At 64.6% G+C, this 17,332-nt stretch carries 13 protein-coding genes; 10 read left to right on the forward strand and 3 right to left on the reverse strand.

Annotated features, from left to right (window positions below):
• Positions 1–509 precede the first annotated feature (509 nt).
• The 4 genes from AiwAL_RS08170 to AiwAL_RS08185 are packed head-to-tail and all read left to right on the forward strand — an operon-like array spanning position 510 to position 5,014.
• Positions 510–1,595: a sugar ABC transporter substrate-binding protein gene (locus AiwAL_RS08170; RefSeq protein WP_262312494.1), complete on the forward strand. Its 1,086-nt coding sequence runs from the start codon at positions 510–512 to the stop codon at positions 1,593–1,595.
• Complete coding sequence (locus AiwAL_RS08175; protein WP_262312495.1) at positions 1,592–3,058, forward strand: sugar ABC transporter ATP-binding protein; 1,467 nt, start codon at positions 1,592–1,594, stop codon at positions 3,056–3,058. The genes AiwAL_RS08170 and AiwAL_RS08175 overlap by 4 nt, the downstream gene beginning before the upstream one ends.
• Positions 3,048–4,046: an ABC transporter permease gene (locus AiwAL_RS08180; RefSeq protein ID WP_262312496.1), complete on the forward strand. Its 999-nt coding sequence runs from the start codon at positions 3,048–3,050 to the stop codon at positions 4,044–4,046. Before AiwAL_RS08175 ends, AiwAL_RS08180 begins: the two co-directional genes overlap by 11 nt.
• Positions 4,047–4,054: 8 nt before the next feature.
• Positions 4,055–5,014 (forward strand): ABC transporter permease, encoded by a 960-nt coding sequence (locus AiwAL_RS08185; RefSeq protein WP_262312497.1) that lies wholly within the window; start codon positions 4,055–4,057, stop codon positions 5,012–5,014.
• A 3-nt stretch (positions 5,015–5,017) separates the two neighbouring features.
• Here AiwAL_RS08185 and AiwAL_RS08190 read toward each other — a convergent pair whose 3' ends face one another.
• Together AiwAL_RS08190 and AiwAL_RS08195 are read right to left on the reverse strand one after the other, a co-directional pair.
• The gene (locus AiwAL_RS08190; RefSeq protein ID WP_262312498.1) at positions 5,018–6,640 is read right to left on the reverse strand and encodes an L-lactate permease; all 1,623 of its coding nucleotides are present in this window, start codon (positions 6,638–6,640) and stop codon (positions 5,018–5,020) included.
• Between the two features lie 101 nt (positions 6,641–6,741).
• On the reverse strand, positions 6,742–7,542 hold the full coding sequence (locus tag AiwAL_RS08195; RefSeq protein ID WP_235704994.1) for an IclR family transcriptional regulator C-terminal domain-containing protein: 801 nt from the start codon (positions 7,540–7,542) through the stop codon (positions 6,742–6,744).
• 151 nt (positions 7,543–7,693) lie between these two features.
• On the opposite strand from AiwAL_RS08195, the gene gcl reads away from it, so the two are divergent.
• From gcl to AiwAL_RS08225, 6 genes are all read left to right on the forward strand, one after another.
• Positions 7,694–9,526: a glyoxylate carboligase gene (gene gcl, locus AiwAL_RS08200; RefSeq protein WP_262312499.1), complete on the forward strand. Its 1,833-nt coding sequence runs from the start codon at positions 7,694–7,696 to the stop codon at positions 9,524–9,526.
• A 55-nt stretch (positions 9,527–9,581) separates the two neighbouring features.
• Positions 9,582–10,400 carry a 2-oxo-tetronate isomerase gene (gene otnI, locus AiwAL_RS08205; protein WP_262312500.1) on the forward strand — a complete coding sequence of 273 codons (819 nt, stop codon included), beginning with the start codon at positions 9,582–9,584 and terminating at the stop codon, positions 10,398–10,400.
• Positions 10,397–11,287, forward strand: coding sequence for a 2-hydroxy-3-oxopropionate reductase (locus AiwAL_RS08210; RefSeq protein WP_235704998.1), 891 nt, complete (start codon positions 10,397–10,399; stop codon positions 11,285–11,287). Before otnI ends, AiwAL_RS08210 begins: the two co-directional genes overlap by 4 nt.
• Positions 11,288–11,472: 185 nt before the next feature.
• On the forward strand, positions 11,473–12,474 hold the full coding sequence (locus tag AiwAL_RS08215; protein ID WP_235705000.1) for an SDR family oxidoreductase: 1,002 nt from the start codon (positions 11,473–11,475) through the stop codon (positions 12,472–12,474).
• 5 nt (positions 12,475–12,479) lie between these two features.
• Entirely contained in the window at positions 12,480–13,562 is a 1,083-nt protein-coding gene (locus tag AiwAL_RS08220; RefSeq protein ID WP_235705001.1) for an acetate/propionate family kinase, read from the forward strand.
• A 25-nt stretch (positions 13,563–13,587) separates the two neighbouring features.
• On the forward strand, positions 13,588–15,945 hold the full coding sequence (locus tag AiwAL_RS08225) for a phosphoketolase (RefSeq protein ID WP_235705003.1): 2,358 nt from the start codon (positions 13,588–13,590) through the stop codon (positions 15,943–15,945).
• Positions 15,946–16,029: 84 nt separating this feature from the next.
• Here the strand turns inward: AiwAL_RS08225 and eno are convergent, their stop codons facing one another.
• Positions 16,030–17,313, reverse strand: a complete 1,284-nt coding sequence (eno, locus tag AiwAL_RS08230) for a phosphopyruvate hydratase (protein ID WP_235705005.1) — start codon at positions 17,311–17,313, stop codon at positions 16,030–16,032.
• Positions 17,314–17,332: the final 19 nt, after the last annotated feature.

Genomic DNA, 17,332 nt, shown 5'->3' on the forward strand with positions numbered 1-17,332 from the left:
ACCGCGGGTAGGCGGCGTGGCGCGCACCACCCGGATAGCAGATTATCGGGTATGAAACTGGCAGCGCCCACGACCAGCGATGTCACGATCAGGTGGGTCTCGCCGCCGAATTCGCCTGACTTGCTTTTGGCGAAGCTTTCGATAAGCAAAATGCTCTCCATTGCCACATCACACGGCGGCACATGATTGGCATCTTATGTCTAAGTGGCGTGACGGAAACCGTTCCGCAATGCTCAAAAAATATCCACCACGATGAATACCAAAGTTTAACTCGATGCCGTATTTCACGTTGATTTCGAGCGTGCGCGGGCGTCCTTTTTCGTAAGTCCGGCGATCCTGCGCGCGACATAGAGCGAATTTCGTCCACACCGCGACCGTGATGCTGCGATTTTCATTTGTCAAAGTCCGATCCACTCTGTATTCAACCTATAAGAATCAACGCTGTCGGTGGCGTCTCACGGCGCTTCGGCACGGAATGCGCTCGACAGAAAAACCAACGGAGGAACGCCATGGATCAGGACGCAACGCGCCGTAAGGTCATCGCGGGTTTGACCGCCGGGCTTGGGGTGGCCAGCCTGCCGCGCACCGGATTCGCCGCCGGCCGCAAACTCAAGATCGCGCTGTCGAATTCCTATATCGGCAACGAATGGCGCATCGAAATGGAGAACCTGTTCAAGGCCGCGCTCCAGATGGAGCCCTATAAAAGCCAGGTCGAAGGCTCCTGGTTCAATTCGGGCAACAATGTCAGCCAGGAAAGCCAGCAGATTTCCGGGATGATCGCCGAACGGATGGACGCGATCCTGGTCGATTCCGCCTCGCCCACCGGGCTGAACGGCATCATCCAGCAGGCCCATGCGCGCGGCATTCTGGTGATTTCGTTCGACAACGTCGTGACCACCCCGGCCGCGATCAAGGTGAACACCGACCAGGTCAAATTCGGCGAAACCCTGGCGGCGTGGCTCGCCAGGAAGCTCGATGGCAAGGGCAATGTCATCATGGTCACCGGCGTCGCCGGCACCACGGTGAACGAGGACCGCAACGAGGGCGCCGACATGGTCTGGCGCAAGCACCCGGGCATCAAGGTGGTCAACCGCTACGCCGGCAACTGGGATTCGGCGACGGCGGAGAAAAACACCGCCGCGATCCTGCCCAGCCTGCCGAAAATCGACGGCATCTGGTGTCAGGGCGGCACCGATGGCGTGCTGAAAGCCTTCATCGCGGCCAAGCGCACCCCGCTGCCGCCCACCGCCGGCGAGGCGGAAAACGGCTTCCGCAAGTTCATGCTCGGCTATATGGGCCAGAAGGTCGATGGGCTGTCGATCGGCCAACCGCCCTATCTGGTTCTGGTCGCGCTCGAACTGGCGCGCCGCATTCTACACAAAACCTATCCGCGCCGCGACATCACCATCCCGTTCCCGTTCGTCACCGACGCGACGGTCAAGGTCGGCGAGACGGTATTCCCGCACATGCCGGACAGTTTCTTCACCGATTTCACCGATAGCGGGCCGCACGCGGTGGTGAAAATCTGCGTCGACGCCGCGACCAAGGGCACGCCCTGTCCGGGCCGGCTGACCGTGCATCTGCCGAAAGCGTGACCGTGCCGGCCGCGATCGCGGCGTGTTCGGTCAGCAAATCCTTCGGCGGCGTCAGGGCTCTGACCAAAGCCTCCTTTGCGGCCGATTCGGGTAGCGTTCACGCGCTGGTCGGCGAAAACGGCGCGGGCAAATCGACCCTGATCAAAATCCTCGGCGGCCGGATCGCGCCGGATGAAGGCGAGGTTCTGGCCGATCCAGCGCTGCGCATCGGCACCGTGTTCCAGGAACTCACGCTGCTGCCCTATATGCGGGTCGCGGATAATCTGCTGCTCGGGCGCGAACCGCGCTCCCACCTCGGCCTGATCGACCGCGCCGCGATGCCCGGCCTCGCCGAGCGCAGCCTTGCCGAACTCGGCATCACCCATATCGATCCGCGCGCTCTCGCCGCCGATATTTCGCTCGCCGAACGGCAGATCGTTGAAATCGCGCGGGTGATTCTCGCATCGCCCGGAATCCTGCTGCTCGACGAGCCCACCTCGGCGCTGGTCGAGCGCGAGGTCGCTTGGCTGTTCGCCCGCATCCGCGCGCTGCGCGCCGCAGGCACCGCCATCGTGTTCACCTCGCACCGCTGGGCGGAAATCGCCGCGATCGCCGACCGGATCACGATTTTCCGCAACGGCTCGGATGTCGGCAGCTTCGACTCGATCGACGAAACCGAAGCGATCACGCTGATGACCGGGCGGCGGCTCGAAGCCCTGTTTCCCGCCCGCCCGCCCGCGCCGGATGGTGCTCCGGCGCTCGAACTCGCCGGCGCGCGCGCCGTCGGCACCGCGCAACTCGATTTGGCACTCCATCCCGGCGAGATTCTCGGCGTCGGCGGCCTCGCCGGGCACGGCCATCGCGCGTTGTTCTTTGGCCTGTTCGGTGCCCCCGGCTTCATCGAGGGCGCATTGCGCGTCGCCGGCAAACCTCGCCGGATCAGAACCCCGCGCGATGCGATCCGTGCCGGCATTGCCCTGGTGCCGGAAGACCGCAAAAGCGAGGGGCTGTTCCTGCCGCTCAAGGTTCGCGACAACCTGACCCTGCCGATCCTGAGACGACTTTCCCGGCTCGGCGCGATCGATCTCGGCGCGGAACGGCGAATCGCGAGCGACACCATCGCCCGGCTCGCCATCCGTACGCCGAGCGCCGCCCAGCCGGTCGGCGCGCTCTCGGGCGGCAACCAGCAGAAGGTTCTTCTCGGGCGCTGGCTTCTCACCAAGGCGCGGATTCTGCTGCTCTACGATGTTACGCGTGGCGTCGATGTCGCGACCAAGCACGAAATTTACGAGCTGGTGGTGCGGCTTGCGCGAGAGGGCTACGCGATCCTGTTCTATTCGTCGGACGCCGAGGAACTCGCCCATCTCTGCCGCCGGGTGCTGGTGATGCGGCGCGGCGCGATCGTCGCCGATCTGCCCGCCGAACAACTTTCGGCGGAGGCGATCGTCTCGGCGGCGATGCGCGAGGCCGCCGATGCCGCCTGAAACATCGAGCCTGACCCTGCCGCGCGGCAGCCGGCTCGGCCACACGATCGCCCAGAATATCGGGCTGATCCTGGCGGGGTCGATCCTGCTGCTCGCCATTCTCGGTTTCGTGCTGATCTATGCGCTGGAACAGCATCGGCTGCCCGGCAATTTCGAACTGACCTCGACGGTCAACAGCGCGATGCCCCTGGTGTTCGCGGCGGTGGGGCAGAGCTTCGTGGTGCTGACCAAGGGGATCGACCTCTCGGTGGGTGGCGTGGTCGATCTCGCCAACGCAATGGCTGCCGTCACCATGGGCAAAACCCTGGGCAGTGCGCTGCTCTGGTCGGTGGTTATTCTGTTCGTCGGCGCGGCTTGCGGTCTGCTCAACGGGTTGCTGGTGGGGCTCGGCCGGCTACAGCCAATCGTGGTCACGCTCGGCACGCTGTCGATTTTTCAGGGGCTCGCCATCCGCGTGCTGCCGCAGCCCGGCGGCGCGATACCGCCCTCCTTCACCGATCTGCTGGTCAACCCGAACGCGCCCTATGCGCTGATTTTCATCGTGCTGCTCGGGCTTGGCTGGGCCGCGTTCCGCCGCTCGCGCCCCGGCGTCGATCTCTATGCGATCGGCAATGACGAAGCGGCGTCGCGCACGCTCGGCGTGAATGTTCTGCGCACCAAGATCATCGCCTATATGCTGGACGGCCTTCTGGCCGCCGCCGCCGGGCTGTTTCTCGCCGCCAGCGCCACGGCGGGCGACGCCACCACGGGCGATTCCTACACGCTGACCTCGATCGTCGCCGTGGTGCTCGGCGGGGTCTCGCTGTTCGGCGGGCGCGGCTCGGCGATCGGCGCGATCGCTGGCGCGCTGATCACCACGCTGATCGTCAACATCCTGTTCTTCGGCCATGTCGATCCGCTGTTCCAGTCGTTCTACGAGGGCGTATTCCTGCTGATCGCGGTGGTCGCGGGCGGGGTGATCGGCGGCGCGATCAGGCGGCGCCGATGAAGGCCGCGATGAAATACCTGCCCCGTCTCGCGCCGGAATCCTGGCGCGTCGTCTACGCCATCGCCGCGGCGATCGTTCTGTTCCTGATCGGCGAGGCGGTGCATCCGGGCTTCCTCGGCCTCGCCAGCGTCGAAACCATCCTGGTCATCGCCTCCTTTGTCGGGCTGGTGGCGGCGGGGCAATGCTTCGTCATCCTGATCGGCGGCATCGACCTCTCGGTGCCCTGGGTGCTGAATGCCGGTGCGATCGTGCTCGCCACCACCTCGATGGGGCTGGACGCCCGCGCGCCGCTGGCCGTCGCCGCGACCCTCGGACTCGGCATCGCGGTCGGGGCGGTAAACGGCGCAGGCGTGGCGTGGTTCGGCATTCCGGCGGTGGTGATGACCCTGGCGATGAACGGCATCATCGAAGGGCTGGTGCTCGGCTTCACCGGCGGTTTCACCTGTGCGGCGTGTTCGGCCTATGCGCCGCCGGTGGTACAAAGCCTTGCCCACGGCGCCCTGCTCGGCGTGCCGGATGCGCTGTGGCTCTGGGTCGTGGTGATCGTGCTGGTCTCCGCCGTGCTCAGCATCACCCGGTTCGGCCGCGCGACCTATGCGCTCGGCAACAATCCGCGCGCGGCGGTGCTCGCCGGGGTCGACGCGCGCGGCCTGACCATCATGCTCTATGCGGCGAGCGGGTTTTTCGCAGCTCTTGCCGGCATCATGCTGGTTGGCTTCGGCGGCCAGGCCTCGCTCGGCATGGGCGATCCCTACCTGTTCACCTCGATCGCGGCGGTGGTGATCGGCGGCGTCAACATCCTCGGCGGGCGCGGCCATTATCTCGGCGTCGCGGCGGGCGCGGTCAGCCTGACCGTCCTGGTCTCGGTGCTCCTCGCGCTGAACATGCCCGACTATGTGCGCAGCATCGCCTATGGCGTGGTGATTCTCGCCCTGCTGCTCGCCTATGGCCGGGAAACCGAAACCTGAAACTCAGTGCCCGCCGAGCAGCATCGTGCCGGGCGCCAGGAAGTAGAATCCGATGCCGATCACCACGAGATAGGCGAGCAGGATGAAGGTCCAGCCCATGTTGTGGCGGATCACCGCGCCCTCGTTACGCACGAACTTGCTGGTCGAAACGCCGACGCTCGCGGTCTGCGGCGCGACCGGCTTGCCCACTTCCGCACCCACCGAATTCAGCGAAGGCAATAGCAATACCGGGAAGCCGAGCAGCCGCCCGACCGTGACCTGGAAGAAGCCGAACATCGCGTTGGTCGAGGTGTTGCTGCCCGACAGCGCGACGCCGATCCAGCCCAGGATGGGGGCGACGATGATGAAGGCGGTGCCGATCTTCGAGAAGCCGGTGGCGAGCGAGGCGGCCATGCCGGAGAAGTTGAAAATGAAGGCGAGGCCGAAGATGAAGACGCCGACCAGGAGCGCACCCCACATCTGATGCCAGGTGCGGCGGAACGCCTCGGCATATTGCGCCCCCGTCATGCCGAGCAGCAGGCTGACGATCAGCCAGGCGACCGCGATCGCGGTGCCGCCGATGAATGGCGAGAAAATGAAGGCGGCGATCACCTTGGCACCTTTATGGATCGACGAGCCGGCGGCGACCGCGAGCTTGAACCCGACGATGCCGGGCAGCGGCGACCACGGCCCGGTCCACAGCACCACCACGATGATCAGCACGATGAACGGCAGCCAGGCGCGGAAGATCTGCGCGCCGGAGAGTCCGTGCGGCTCGCGGCCGAGAGCGGCCGTGGCGGCATCGACCGGCACGCCGCCATAGCCGAGCACTCGCGCCGGCTTCCAGAATTTCAGCAGCAGCAACAATGCGCCGAAGCTGACGATCGCGCCGGTCACGTCCGGCAGATACGGGCCGAGATAGACCGCGACCGGGTATTGCCCGGCGATATAGGCGAGCGAACCCACCACGGCGAGCGGCCAGCCGTCGCTGAAGCCGGTTTTCCCGGTGACCAGATAGATCAGCACCCAGGGCGGCAGCAGCGCCAGAACCGCGACGATATGGGCGATCGACGCCGACAGCGCGAGCAGCGGCAAGCCGGTCACCGCGGCGAGCGCGATGATCGGCACGCCGAGCGCGCCGTAGGACACCGGCGCGTTATTGGCGATCGCGGCGACGCGGATCGCGTCGAGATCGGGGATGCCGAGCCCGATCAGGATGGGAGCGACGAACGCCCAGGGGTAGCCGAAGCCGACCAGCCCTTCGAGCAGCGCGCCGAACGCCCAGGCGAACAGGATCGCCTGCACCCGCACATCGGCGGTGCCCTGCGCGGTCAGCCAGCGGCGGAACTGGTCGAACACGCCGGTCAGGGTGAGCGAATTGAACAGCATGACGCCCCAGAAGGTGATCCAGTCCACCGCCCAGATGCCGGTGAACGAACCATAGATATAGGCGCGGATGCCGCTGCCGACCGGCATCCCCCACACGATCACCGCGAGCAGGAAGGTGACGATCGCGCCGATCAGCACCGAAATCCAGGCGGAGACGCGGAACACCGCGAGCAGCACCAGCAGAACCACCACCGGTACGAGGGCGAGAATCCAGGTGAGGAACAGATTTCCCGTCGGGTTCAGCACTTGCTGGAACATGGTTACCCTCTACGGCAATTCCTATCGCATAACGATATAGTAACTAACCATCTCCAGCCTGTCTACTAAATTAGCGCAGCGTCTGGATATTCACGATCGGCTCAATGCGGCTTTCCGCCCATCTGCGCGGTGATCCGCCGCGCGGTTTCGAGAACCGAGCCGCCGAGCCCCGCGACCCGCTCGTCGCCGATGCGCGCCATCGGCCCGGAGGCCGACACCGCCGCGATGACATCGCCGGTTTCGTCGAATATGGGTGAGGCGATGCAGCGCAGCCCGACCGCGTGTTCCTCGTCGTCCACCGCATAGCCGGCGGCGCGCACCCGATCGAGATCGGCGCGCAACGGGGTAGGGGCGGTGATCGTCTTCACGGTCAGCCGGGGCATGCCGTGGCGATGCAGGATTTTCGCAAGCTGTTTCTCGGAAACCGCCGAAAGCAGCGCCTTGCCGACCGCCGAACAGTGCAGCGGCACCCGCGAGCCGGGCCGCGCGAAGGTCCGCATCATCTGCCGGCATTCGACCTGGGCGAGATACACCGCCTGGCCTTCATCCTCGGTCGCGAGATTGACGGTCTCGCCGCTGTCTTCCATCAGGCTGCGCATGTATGGCCGGGCGAGACTGACGAGATTGCGGGTTTTCATGAACGCGCAGCCGGAAACGAAGGCCTGCACGCCGACCGACCAGAGCCTGGTTTCCTGGTCGAACCGCACATAGCGCTCCTGCTCCAGCGTCGCGAGCAGGCGATGCGCCGTCGAAGCCGGCAGGCCGACCTGCTGTGCCAGATCGGTCAGGGTGCTGCCCTCCTCGGTCGCCTCGGCCAGTCGGTTGAGCAGGGTCAGCGCGCGGATCAGCGATTGCACCTGATCGCCGCCCTTGCGCTCGCGTTCGGTCACCTGTCGCGCCATGCCAGTCTCCTCTGTCGCGGCATCATCGGAAAGGAAAACTCACAGTCGGAACCAAAACCCGATCATGTCTTTCCACGATACGGGATTATTACCACAAAATTCGCCGACCCGCTACAAGCCATCCAAGGACATCGGGGAACGAGGCAGAATCATGGCCAGAATGAGAGCGATCGAAGCGGCGGTTCGCGTGCTGGAACGCGAGGGAATCACCGTGGCGTTCGGCGTGCCGGGGGCGGCGATCAATCCGCTCTATGCGGCGCTGAAAGCGCGCGGCGGCATCCGCCACATCCTTGCGCGGCACGTCGAAGGCGCGTCCCATATGGCGGACGGCTATTCCCGCGCGAAACCGGGCAATATCGGCGTGTGCATCGGCACCTCCGGCCCGGCCGGCACCGACATGATCACCGGGCTTTACGCGGCCCAGGCCGATTCCATCCCGATTCTGTGCATCACTGGCCAGGCGCCGCGCGCCAAGCTGTACAAGGAGGATTTCCAGGCCGTCGATATCGAAACGATCGCCAAGGGCGTCACCAAATGGTCGGTTTGCGTGCGCGAGCCCGCATTGGTGCCGATGGTGTTCCAGCAGGCGTTCCACGTGATGCGCTCGGGCCGACCGGGTCCGGTGCTGATCGATCTGCCGATCGACGTGCAGATGGCCGAAATCGAGTTCGACGACGAGACCTATCAGCCCTTGCCGGTTCACAAGCCGGCCGCGTCGCGTCCGCAGGCGGAAAAGGCGCTGGCGATGCTGAACGCGTCCGAGCGGCCGCTGATCGTCGCCGGCGGCGGCATCATCAATGCCGATGCCTGCGATCTTCTGGTCGAATTCGCCGAACTTACCGGCGTGCCGGTGATCCCGACCCTGATGGGCTGGGGCGTCATCCCCGACGATCATCCCCTGATGGCCGGCATGGTCGGGCTGCAGACCAGCCATCGCTACGGCAACGCGACGTTCCTGGACTCCGACTTCGTGTTCGGCATCGGCAACCGCTGGGCCAATCGCCATACCGGCTCGATCGAGGTCTATACCAAGGGCCGCACATTCATCCATGTCGATATCGAGCCGACCCAGATCGGCCGCGTGTTCGGGCCAAATTTCGGCATCGTCTCGGATGCGAAGGCGGCGCTTACCGCCTTCATCGCGGCGGCGCGCGAGATGAAAGCGTCAGGCAAGCTCAAGGATCGGTCCGACTGGGCCGCCGCCTGCGACCATCGCAAGCGCAACATGCTGCGCAAGTCGCATTTCGATACGGTGCCGCTCAAGCCGCAGCGCGTCTACCAGGAAATGAACGAGGCGCTCGGGCGCGACACCTGCTACGTCACCACCATCGGCCTGTCGCAGATCGCCGGCGCGCAATTCCTGAAAGTCTACAGCCCGCGCAACTGGATCAATTGCGGCCAGGCCGGCCCGCTGGGCTGGACCCTGCCCGCCGCCCTCGGTGTGCGCGCCGCCGATCCCGACAAAAAAATCGTGGCGCTGTCGGGCGATTACGATTTCCAGTTCATGCTGGAGGAACTGGCGGTCGGCGCGCAGCACAAGCTGCCCTATCTGCATGTCGTGGTGAACAACTCCTATCTCGGCCTGATCCGCCAGGCGCAGCGCGGCTTCCAGATGGATTTCGAGGTCAGCCTGGCGTTCGACAACATCAACGTCGAACCGGACGAAGACGCGGTGCGCGGCTATGGCGTCGATCACGTCATGGTGGCCGAAGGACTGGGCTGCAAGGCGATCCGGGTGAAAAGCCCGAACGAGTTCAAGGACGCCTTCGCACGGGCGCAGCAGTTGATGGACGAGCATCAGGTGCCCGTGGTGCTCGAATTCATCCTCGAGCGCGTCACCAATGTCTCGATGGGCACCGAAGTCGACAACATCAACGAATTCGAGGAAATCCTCTGTCTCGATCCAAGTCTTTCGATTAAGAAGAGCCAGGATATGGGGCGCATCGAAGCCGGTGAAAAGAAGCTCGAACCAGCGTCACGCTGACCCGCCCCGAACGTCCATCAGGTCCATCAGGTCCATCGGTTTCAAGGAGGCTCGTATGCCGAGATTCGCCGCCAATCTGACGATGCTGTTCAACGAAGTGCCGTTTCTCGACCGTTTCGGCGCCGCCGCCGCTTCGGGATTCAAGGCGGTCGAATTCCTGTTTCCCTACGAATACGACAAGGCAGTTCTGAAAGACACGATCGCCGCCAACGACCTGTCGGTCGTGCTGCACAATCTGCCGGCGGGAAACTGGGCGGGCGGCGAGCGCGGCATCGCATCCGATCCAGGCCGGGTCGCGGAATTCCGCGACGGGGTTACGCGCGCGATCGACTACGCGACGGCGCTTGGCTGCCCAAGGGTGAACTGCCTCGCCGGCATCGTTCGGCCTGAAAATGCACCGCAGGCGCGCGAGACGCTGGTGGAGAATCTGCGTTTTGCCGCACCCCGCCTGAAGAATGCCGGAATCGAGCTGCTGCTGGAGCCAGTGAATACCCGCGACATTCCCGGATTTTTCGTCAATCGCACGCGCCAGGCGCTCGACATCATCGACGAGGTCGCTTCGGATAATCTCAAGCTGCAATTCGACATTTATCATGCGCAGGTGATGGAAGGCGATCTCGCCCGCACCATCGAAGCCGAATTCGACCGCATCGGCCATCTCCAGCTCGCCGACAATCCGGGTCGCCATGAACCCGGCACCGGCGAGATCAACTATGCCTATCTGTTCCGGCGGATCGACGAGCTCGGCTATGAAGGCTGGATCGGCTGCGAATACAAGCCGCGCGCCGCGACCGAGGCCGGACTTGGCTGGCTCGCGCCCTATCTCGACAAAAAACCCGCATCGACAACGCACAACAAGGAATCGATCGCATGAGCAAAATCGGCTTCATCGGCCTCGGCATCATGGGCAAGCCGATGGCGGCCCACCTGATCGCTGGCGGCCACACGCTGTTCATCCGCGATGTGGGAAAACTGCCCCAGGATCTGATCGATCAGGGAGCGACGCCGTGCGCGAGCGGCCGCGAGGTGGCATCGCAGGCCGACATCATCATCACCATGGTGCCGGACACGCCGCATGTCGAAGCCGTGCTGTTCGACAAGGACGGCGTAGCCGAAGGTCTTGCCCAGGGCAAGATCGTGGTGGATATGAGCTCGATTTCGCCAATCGCGACCAAGGGCTTCGCCCAGCGGATCAATGCGCTCGGCTGCGACTATCTCGATGCGCCGGTCTCCGGCGGCGAGGTCGGCGCCAAGGCGGCCAGCCTGACCATCATGGTCGGCGGGCCGGATCGCGCCTTCGCGGTGGTGAAGCCGATCTTCGACCTGATGGGCAAGAACATCACCCTTGTCGGCGGCAATGGCGACGGCCAGACCACCAAGGTCGCCAATCAGATCATCGTGGCGCTGACCATCGAGGCGGTGGGCGAGGCATTGCTGTTCGCCTCCAAGGCCGGGGCCGATCCGGCGCGGGTGCGCACGGCACTGATGGGCGGCTTCGCGAACTCGCGGATTCTGGAAGTCCACGGCGAGCGCATGGTCAATCGCAATTTCGAACCCGGTTTCCGCATCGAGTTGCATCAGAAAGATCTCAACCTGGCGCTCGCCGGCGCGCGGTCGCTCGGCATCAGCCTGCCCAACACCGCGACCTGCCAGGAATTGTTCAACGCCGCCGCGGCGGCGGGCGGTTCGGCGTGGGATCATTCGGGCATGGTCCGCGTGCTGGAACGGCTCGCCTGCCACGAAATCGGCGAGGGACGCTGACACCGCGAACAACGGCAACACGATCATGCGTTAGTTAATCTGATTTAGTAATGAATATTCGGGGCACGCCGGTCATGCGATCGGCGTGTCTTTTTCAAACATGAACCCAATGTCATGTGGCTTCCTCTCCTATCGGCATTGCCGCGTGCCAATATCGCCGGGGACGTGAAACGGGAGAGACGGCGATGACCAGACTGGCGGTCGTAACCGGCGCGGGTGCCGGCGTGGGGCGCGCCGTGGCGCAGGAATTCGCGCGGCAGGGCTGCGATGTCGGGTTGATCGGGCGGGATCGGGACCGGCTGGAAACCGCCGCCGCCGAGTTGCGCACCTTGGGCGTGCGCGCCTGTGCCGCCCCGGCCGACATGGCCGATGCCGAAGCGGTGGAGCGCGCCGCCGATGCCATCGAGCAGGCGCTTGGCCCGATCGACATCTGGGTCAACAACGCCATGGCGACGATTTTCGCACCGGTCGCCGAAATCGACCCCGCCGAATTCAAGCGGGCGACCGAGGCGACCTATCTCGGCACCGTTCATGGCACGATGACAGCGCTGCGCCGCCTGAAGCGGGTCGATCAGGGCACCATCATCAATGTCGGCTCCGCCCTGGCCTATCGGTCGGTTCCGCTGCAATCGGCCTATTGCGGGGCGAAAGCGGCAATAAAAGGGTTTACCGACAGTCTGCGCAGCGAATTGATCCATGACCGGAGCAATATCAAGCTGTCCATGGTGCATCTGCCCGCCGTCAACACCCCGCAATTCGACTGGGCGCTGAACAAAATGGGCCGACGCGCGCAGCCGGTGCCGCCGATTTACGCGCCGGAGGTTCCGGCCAGGGCGATCGTGTTCGCGGCCTTCCACCATAGGCGCGAAATCTGGGTCGGCATGCCCACCGTGGTCGCGATCATGGCAAACCGGATCGCCCCCGGCCTCGCCGATCGCTACCTCGCCACCGCCGGCTATTCCGGCCAGATGACCGATCAGATCCTGCCTGCCGATGCGCCGGCCAATCTGTTCGAGCCGGTGCCGGGGCGCTACGGCGCGCGCGGCCGGTTCAGCGATCGCTCGCGCAAGGGCAGTTTCGAAATGTTCACCGACCGGCACAAGGCCGCCGCATGGTCGGTGGCGGCGGTGGTCGGCATCGGCGCGCTGGCGGGGTTGCACGCGCTCGCGAAGAAATACGATTTCTGACCGAAATGACCGGCCGCGCGATCCTGACCCTCAACGCCGGATCGTCGAGCGTGAAATTCGCGGTGTTCCTCGCCGGCAATCCGCCCCGGCACGCTCTTCAGGGCGCGATCGAGGGAATCGGCGCGCAGCCGCGATTCCGCGCTGGTGATACCCAGGAAGACTGGTCCGATACCGAGGGGTTCCACGCGCTGACCGGCCGGCTGCTCCGCTGGATCGAAGCGAACGAAACCGCCGGCCCGCTGGTCGCGGTCGGCCACCGCATCGTCCACGGCGGCGACGATTTCACCGCCCCGGTGCCGCTCGACGACGTTGTTCTTGAACGGCTCGCCGCCTTGGCGCCGCTCGCCCCGCTCCACCAGGCGCATAATCTCGAGCCGGCGCGGATGGTCGCCCGGCACCGGCCCGATCTGCCGCAATTCGGCTGTTTCGATACCGCGTTTCACCGTACCATTCCGCCACTGCACCGCACTTTGCCGCTGCCGGCGAAACTCGGGCTCCGGCGCTACGGGTTTCACGGCCTGTCCTACGAATTCATCGCGCACCGGCTCGCCGAACTCGGCATCACGCGGCATCGCGTCGTTATCGCGCATCTCGGCAACGGCGCGAGCGCCTGTGCGCTGCGCGATGGTGTCAGTATCGACACCACCATGGGCGCGACCGCGCTCGACGGGATGATAATGGGCACAAGGTCCGGTTCGGTCGATCCCGGCGCGCTGCTCTATCTGATGACCGAACGCGGCTTCGATGCCGAAGCGCTTACGAATCAGCTCTATGACGAGAGCGGGCTGAAAGGTGTGTCCGGCCTCTCCGGCGACATGCGCGAACTGCACAAGAGCGATAAGGCGGAGGCACGGCTCGCGATCGCGCTGTTCGTGCTGCGCGCCGCACAGGAAATCGCGCGCATGGCGGTCTCGCTCGGCGGCATGGAGTGCCTCGTATTCACCGGCGGCATCGGCGAGAACGACGCGGCGATCCGCGATGCCATCGCCGAACGCCTTGCCGGTGCCGGCATGGCCACGGAAATCCGCGTGATCCCGACCGACGAGGCAGCGATGATCGCGCGGCACGTGATGGAGCAACTTGGTTAGGGTACACACCCTGGAGGAGGCGGCGATGGCGAAGCGGAAATCGGCTCTTTCGGCGCGAGACGCGAAACTGATCGATGCGTATTGGCGTGCTGCGAATTATCTCTCCGTCGGCCAGATCTATCTGATGGACAATCCGCTGCTGCGCGAAACCTTGCGGCCCGAGCACATCAAGCCGCGCCTGCTCGGCCATTGGGGCACCACGCCAGGGCTGAATTTCGTCTATGCGCATATGAACCGGCTGATCCGGGCGCGCGACGTGAATGCGATTTTCATTTGTGGGCCGGGTCATGGCGGCCCGGCGGCGGTGGCTAACGTGTATCTCGAAGGCACCTACAGCGAGATTTATCCGAATATCGGCCGCGACGAAGCCGGATTGAAGCGCCTGTTCACCCAGTTCTCGTTTCCCGGTGGAATCCCGAGCCATGTCGCACCCGAAACGCCGGGTTCGATCAACGAAGGCGGCGAACTCGGCTATGCGCTGCTGCATGCCTATGGCGCGGTGTTCGACAATCCCGATCTGCTCGCCTGCTGCGTGATCGGCGATGGCGAGGCGGAAACCGGCGCGCTCGCCGCGAGCTGGCACTCCAACAAATTCCTCAACCCCAGGCGCGACGGCGCGGTCCTGCCGATTTTGCACCTGAACGGCTGGAAAATCGCCGGCCCCACTATTCTCGCGCGCATCGCCGAGGCCGATCTGTTCGCTTTGCTGCGCGGCTATGGCTACGATCCGCGCATCGTCGCCGGCGACGATCCGATGACGATGCACCATGCGATGGCCGAAGCGCTCGATGCCGCGCACGACGCTATCGCCGCGATCCAGAATCAGGCGCGCGCTAACCAAAACGCCATCGAGCTGCCGCGCTGGCCGATGATCGTTCTGCGCACGCCGAAAGGCTGGACCGGACCCAAGGCGGTCGATGGGCTGAAGGTGGAAGGCACGTTTCGCGCGCATCAGGTGCCGCTCTCGGCGGTGCGCGACAACGACGCGCACCGCGCCATGCTCGAAGCCTGGATGCGCGGCTACAAACCGGAGGATCTGTTCGACGATACCGGTGCGCTGATCCCGGAACTCGCGGCGCTGGCGCCGGAGGGCGCGCGGCGCATGGGTGCCAACCCGCACGCCAATGGCGGGCTGCTGCGCCGCGACCTCGATTTGCCGGATTTTCGCGACTATGCCGTCGATGTCGCGGTGCCGGGTGCGACGATGGCGGCGTCGACCCACGTGCTCGGCGCCTGGCTGCGCGACGTGATCGCGCGCAATCGCGAAACCTTCCGGCTCATGGGACCGGACGAGACCGACAGCAATCGCCTGTCGGCGGTGTTCGAGGCGACCGACCGGGTCAGCATGGCCGAACGCACCAAGGACGATGTCAGCGTCGGCCAGGATGGACGGGTGATGGAGGTGCTCAGCGAGCATCTGTGCCAAGGCTGGCTGGAAGGCTATCTGCTGACCGGGCGGCATGGCTTGTTTTCCTGCTATGAGGCGTTCATCCACATCGTCGATTCGATGGTCAACCAGCACGCGAAATGGCTGAAGACCACGCAGAAAATCGACTGGCGCAAGCCGATCGCCTCGCTCAATTATCTGCTGACCTCACATGTCTGGCGCCAGGACCATAACGGATTTTCCCATCAGGACCCTGGATTCATCGACCATGTCGCCAACAAGAAGGCCGATGTGGTACGGGTCTATCTGCCGCCCGACGCCAACACGCTGTTATCGGTCGCCGATCATTGCCTGCGGAGCAAGAATTACGTCAACGTGATCGTCGCGGGCAAACAGCCCGAGCCGCAATATCTCACCATGGAGCAGGCGATCGTCCATTGCACCGCGGGTCTCGGCATCTGGGGCTTCGCCTCGAACGATCACGGAGTGGAGCCGGATGTGGTGATGGCCGCCGCCGGCGACGTGCCGACGCTGGAAACCCTCGCCGCGATCGACCTGCTGCACCATCATTTGCCCGAGCTGAAAATCCGCATGGTCAACGTGGTCGACCTGATGGCGCTGCAACCGCCCTCCGCGCATCCGCACGGCATGGACGATCACGATTTCGATTCGATTTTCACCACGGACCGGCCGGTGATTTTCGCCTATCACGGCTATCCGATGCTGATCCACCAGCTGACCTATCGCCGCGCCAATCACCACCAGTTCCATGTCCACGGCTATCGCGAGGAAGGCACCACGACGACGCCGTTCGACATGACGGTGCTGAACGAACTCGATCGATTCCACCTCGCGATGGCGGTGATCGATCGGGTGCCCGGCCTGTCCAGCACGGCCGCGCATGTTAAGCAGGAACTGCGCGGCCGGCTGATCGCGCATCGGCGCTGTGTCACCACCACCGGAGACGATCTGCCCGAAATCCGCGACTGGCGCTGACCGGCAGCCGATAACTGAAATAGGTTACAAAGCGGCCCTTTGTTTCACGTGAAACAAAGGGCAGTTATTGTGACTAACTTTTGGTCATACTCGCCGGTGCAAAATATTGCGCCCGGCGAAGCGCGCGGCCGGCCCTAGTTCGGCTTCGATGCGCATGAGCTGGTTGTATTTCGCGGTGCGGTCGCTGCGCGCGAGGCTGCCGGTCTTGATCTGCCCGGCATTCACCGCGACCGCGATGTCCGCGATGGTGGCGTCCTCGGTTTCGCCGGAGCGGTGGCTGATGATCGTCGCCATGCCGGCGCGATGGGCAAGCTCGATGGTTTCCAGCGTTTCGGTCAGCGTGCCGATCTGGTTTAGTTTTACCAATATTGCGTTGGCGGAGCGGGCTTCGATGCCGCGCCGCAGGCGGGTGGGGTTGGTGACGAACAGATCGTCGCCGACGATTTGCATTCTGGAACCTAGTTCCGCGGTGAAATACGCCCAGCCGTCCCAGTCATCCTCACCCAGCGGGTCTTCGATCGAGATGATCGGGAATTGGTTGGCGAGGCCGGCGATGTAGGCGGTCATGCCGGCGGCATCGAGCACCTTGCCCTCGCCGTCCAGGTGATATTTGCCGTCCCTGAAGAACTCGTTCGCGGCGCAATCGAGCGCGAAGGCGATGTCCTCGCCCGGCTGGTAGCCGGCGCGCTCGACCGCCTTGCTGATGAAGCCCAAAGCCTCCTCGGCCGATTTCAGGCCCGGCGCGAATCCGCCCTCGTCGCCGACATTGGTGTTGTGGCCAGCATCATGCAGGATTTTTTTCAGCGCGTGGAATACGTCAGCACCCATGCGCACGGCGTCCGCGATGGTTGCGGCACCGACCGGCTGGATCATGAATTCCTGGATGTCGATCGGGTTGTCGGCGTGCTTGCCGCCATTGACGATGTTCATCATCGGCACCGGCAAGGTGCGCGCATAGGCACCGCCGACATAGCGGTAGAGCGGCATGCCGACATCATCGGCGGCGGCCTTGGCGACGGCGAGCGAGACGCCGAGGATGGCGTTGGCGCCGAGGCGGGATTTGTTCGGCGTGCCGTCGAGGTCGATCATCAGCTCGTCGATCATGATCTGCTCGCCGGCGTCCATGCCGCCGATCGCCTCGAATATCTCGCGCTCGACGGCGGCGACGGCGTTGCGCACACCCTTGCCGCCGTGGCGGGTTTTGTCGCCGTCGCGCAGCTCGACCGCTTCATGTGCTCCGGTCGAGGCGCCGGAAGGGACGGCGGCGCGGCCCATCGCGCCGGACTCGAGAACCACATCGACCTCGACCGTGGGATTGCCGCGGCTGTCAAGAATTTCGCGGGCGATGATGTCGGCGATGGCGCTCATGGCGTGTCCCCTTCCTGCT

It is taken from the genome of Acidiphilium sp. AL, from assembly GCF_025499445.1.
Taxonomy (GTDB): domain Bacteria; phylum Pseudomonadota; class Alphaproteobacteria; order Acetobacterales; family Acetobacteraceae; genus Acidiphilium; species Acidiphilium iwatense.

Excerpts from the sequence above, each read along its gene's own strand:
- AiwAL_RS08195 (WP_235704994.1), bottom strand. The coding sequence starts at position 7,542 with ATGGCGCGACAGGTGACCGAACGCGAGCGCAAGGGCGGCGATCAGGTG.
- eno (WP_235705005.1), bottom strand. The coding sequence starts at position 17,313 with ATGAGCGCCATCGCCGACATCATCGCCCGCGAAATTCTTGACAGCCGC.
- AiwAL_RS08180 (WP_262312496.1), top strand. The coding sequence starts at position 3,048 with ATGCCGCCTGAAACATCGAGCCTGACCCTGCCGCGCGGCAGCCGGCTC.
- AiwAL_RS08225 (WP_235705003.1), top strand. The coding sequence starts at position 13,588 with ATGGCGAAGCGGAAATCGGCTCTTTCGGCGCGAGACGCGAAACTGATC.
- AiwAL_RS08215 (WP_235705000.1), top strand. The coding sequence starts at position 11,473 with ATGACCAGACTGGCGGTCGTAACCGGCGCGGGTGCCGGCGTGGGGCGC.
- AiwAL_RS08210 (WP_235704998.1), top strand. The coding sequence starts at position 10,397 with ATGAGCAAAATCGGCTTCATCGGCCTCGGCATCATGGGCAAGCCGATG.
- AiwAL_RS08190 (WP_262312498.1), bottom strand. The coding sequence starts at position 6,640 with ATGTTCCAGCAAGTGCTGAACCCGACGGGAAATCTGTTCCTCACCTGG.
- AiwAL_RS08220 (WP_235705001.1), top strand. The coding sequence starts at position 12,480 with ATGACCGGCCGCGCGATCCTGACCCTCAACGCCGGATCGTCGAGCGTG.
- AiwAL_RS08170 (WP_262312494.1), top strand. The coding sequence starts at position 510 with ATGGATCAGGACGCAACGCGCCGTAAGGTCATCGCGGGTTTGACCGCC.
- otnI (WP_262312500.1), top strand. The coding sequence starts at position 9,582 with ATGCCGAGATTCGCCGCCAATCTGACGATGCTGTTCAACGAAGTGCCG.
- AiwAL_RS08185 (WP_262312497.1), top strand. The coding sequence starts at position 4,055 with ATGAAATACCTGCCCCGTCTCGCGCCGGAATCCTGGCGCGTCGTCTAC.
- gcl (WP_262312499.1), top strand. The coding sequence starts at position 7,694 with ATGGCCAGAATGAGAGCGATCGAAGCGGCGGTTCGCGTGCTGGAACGC.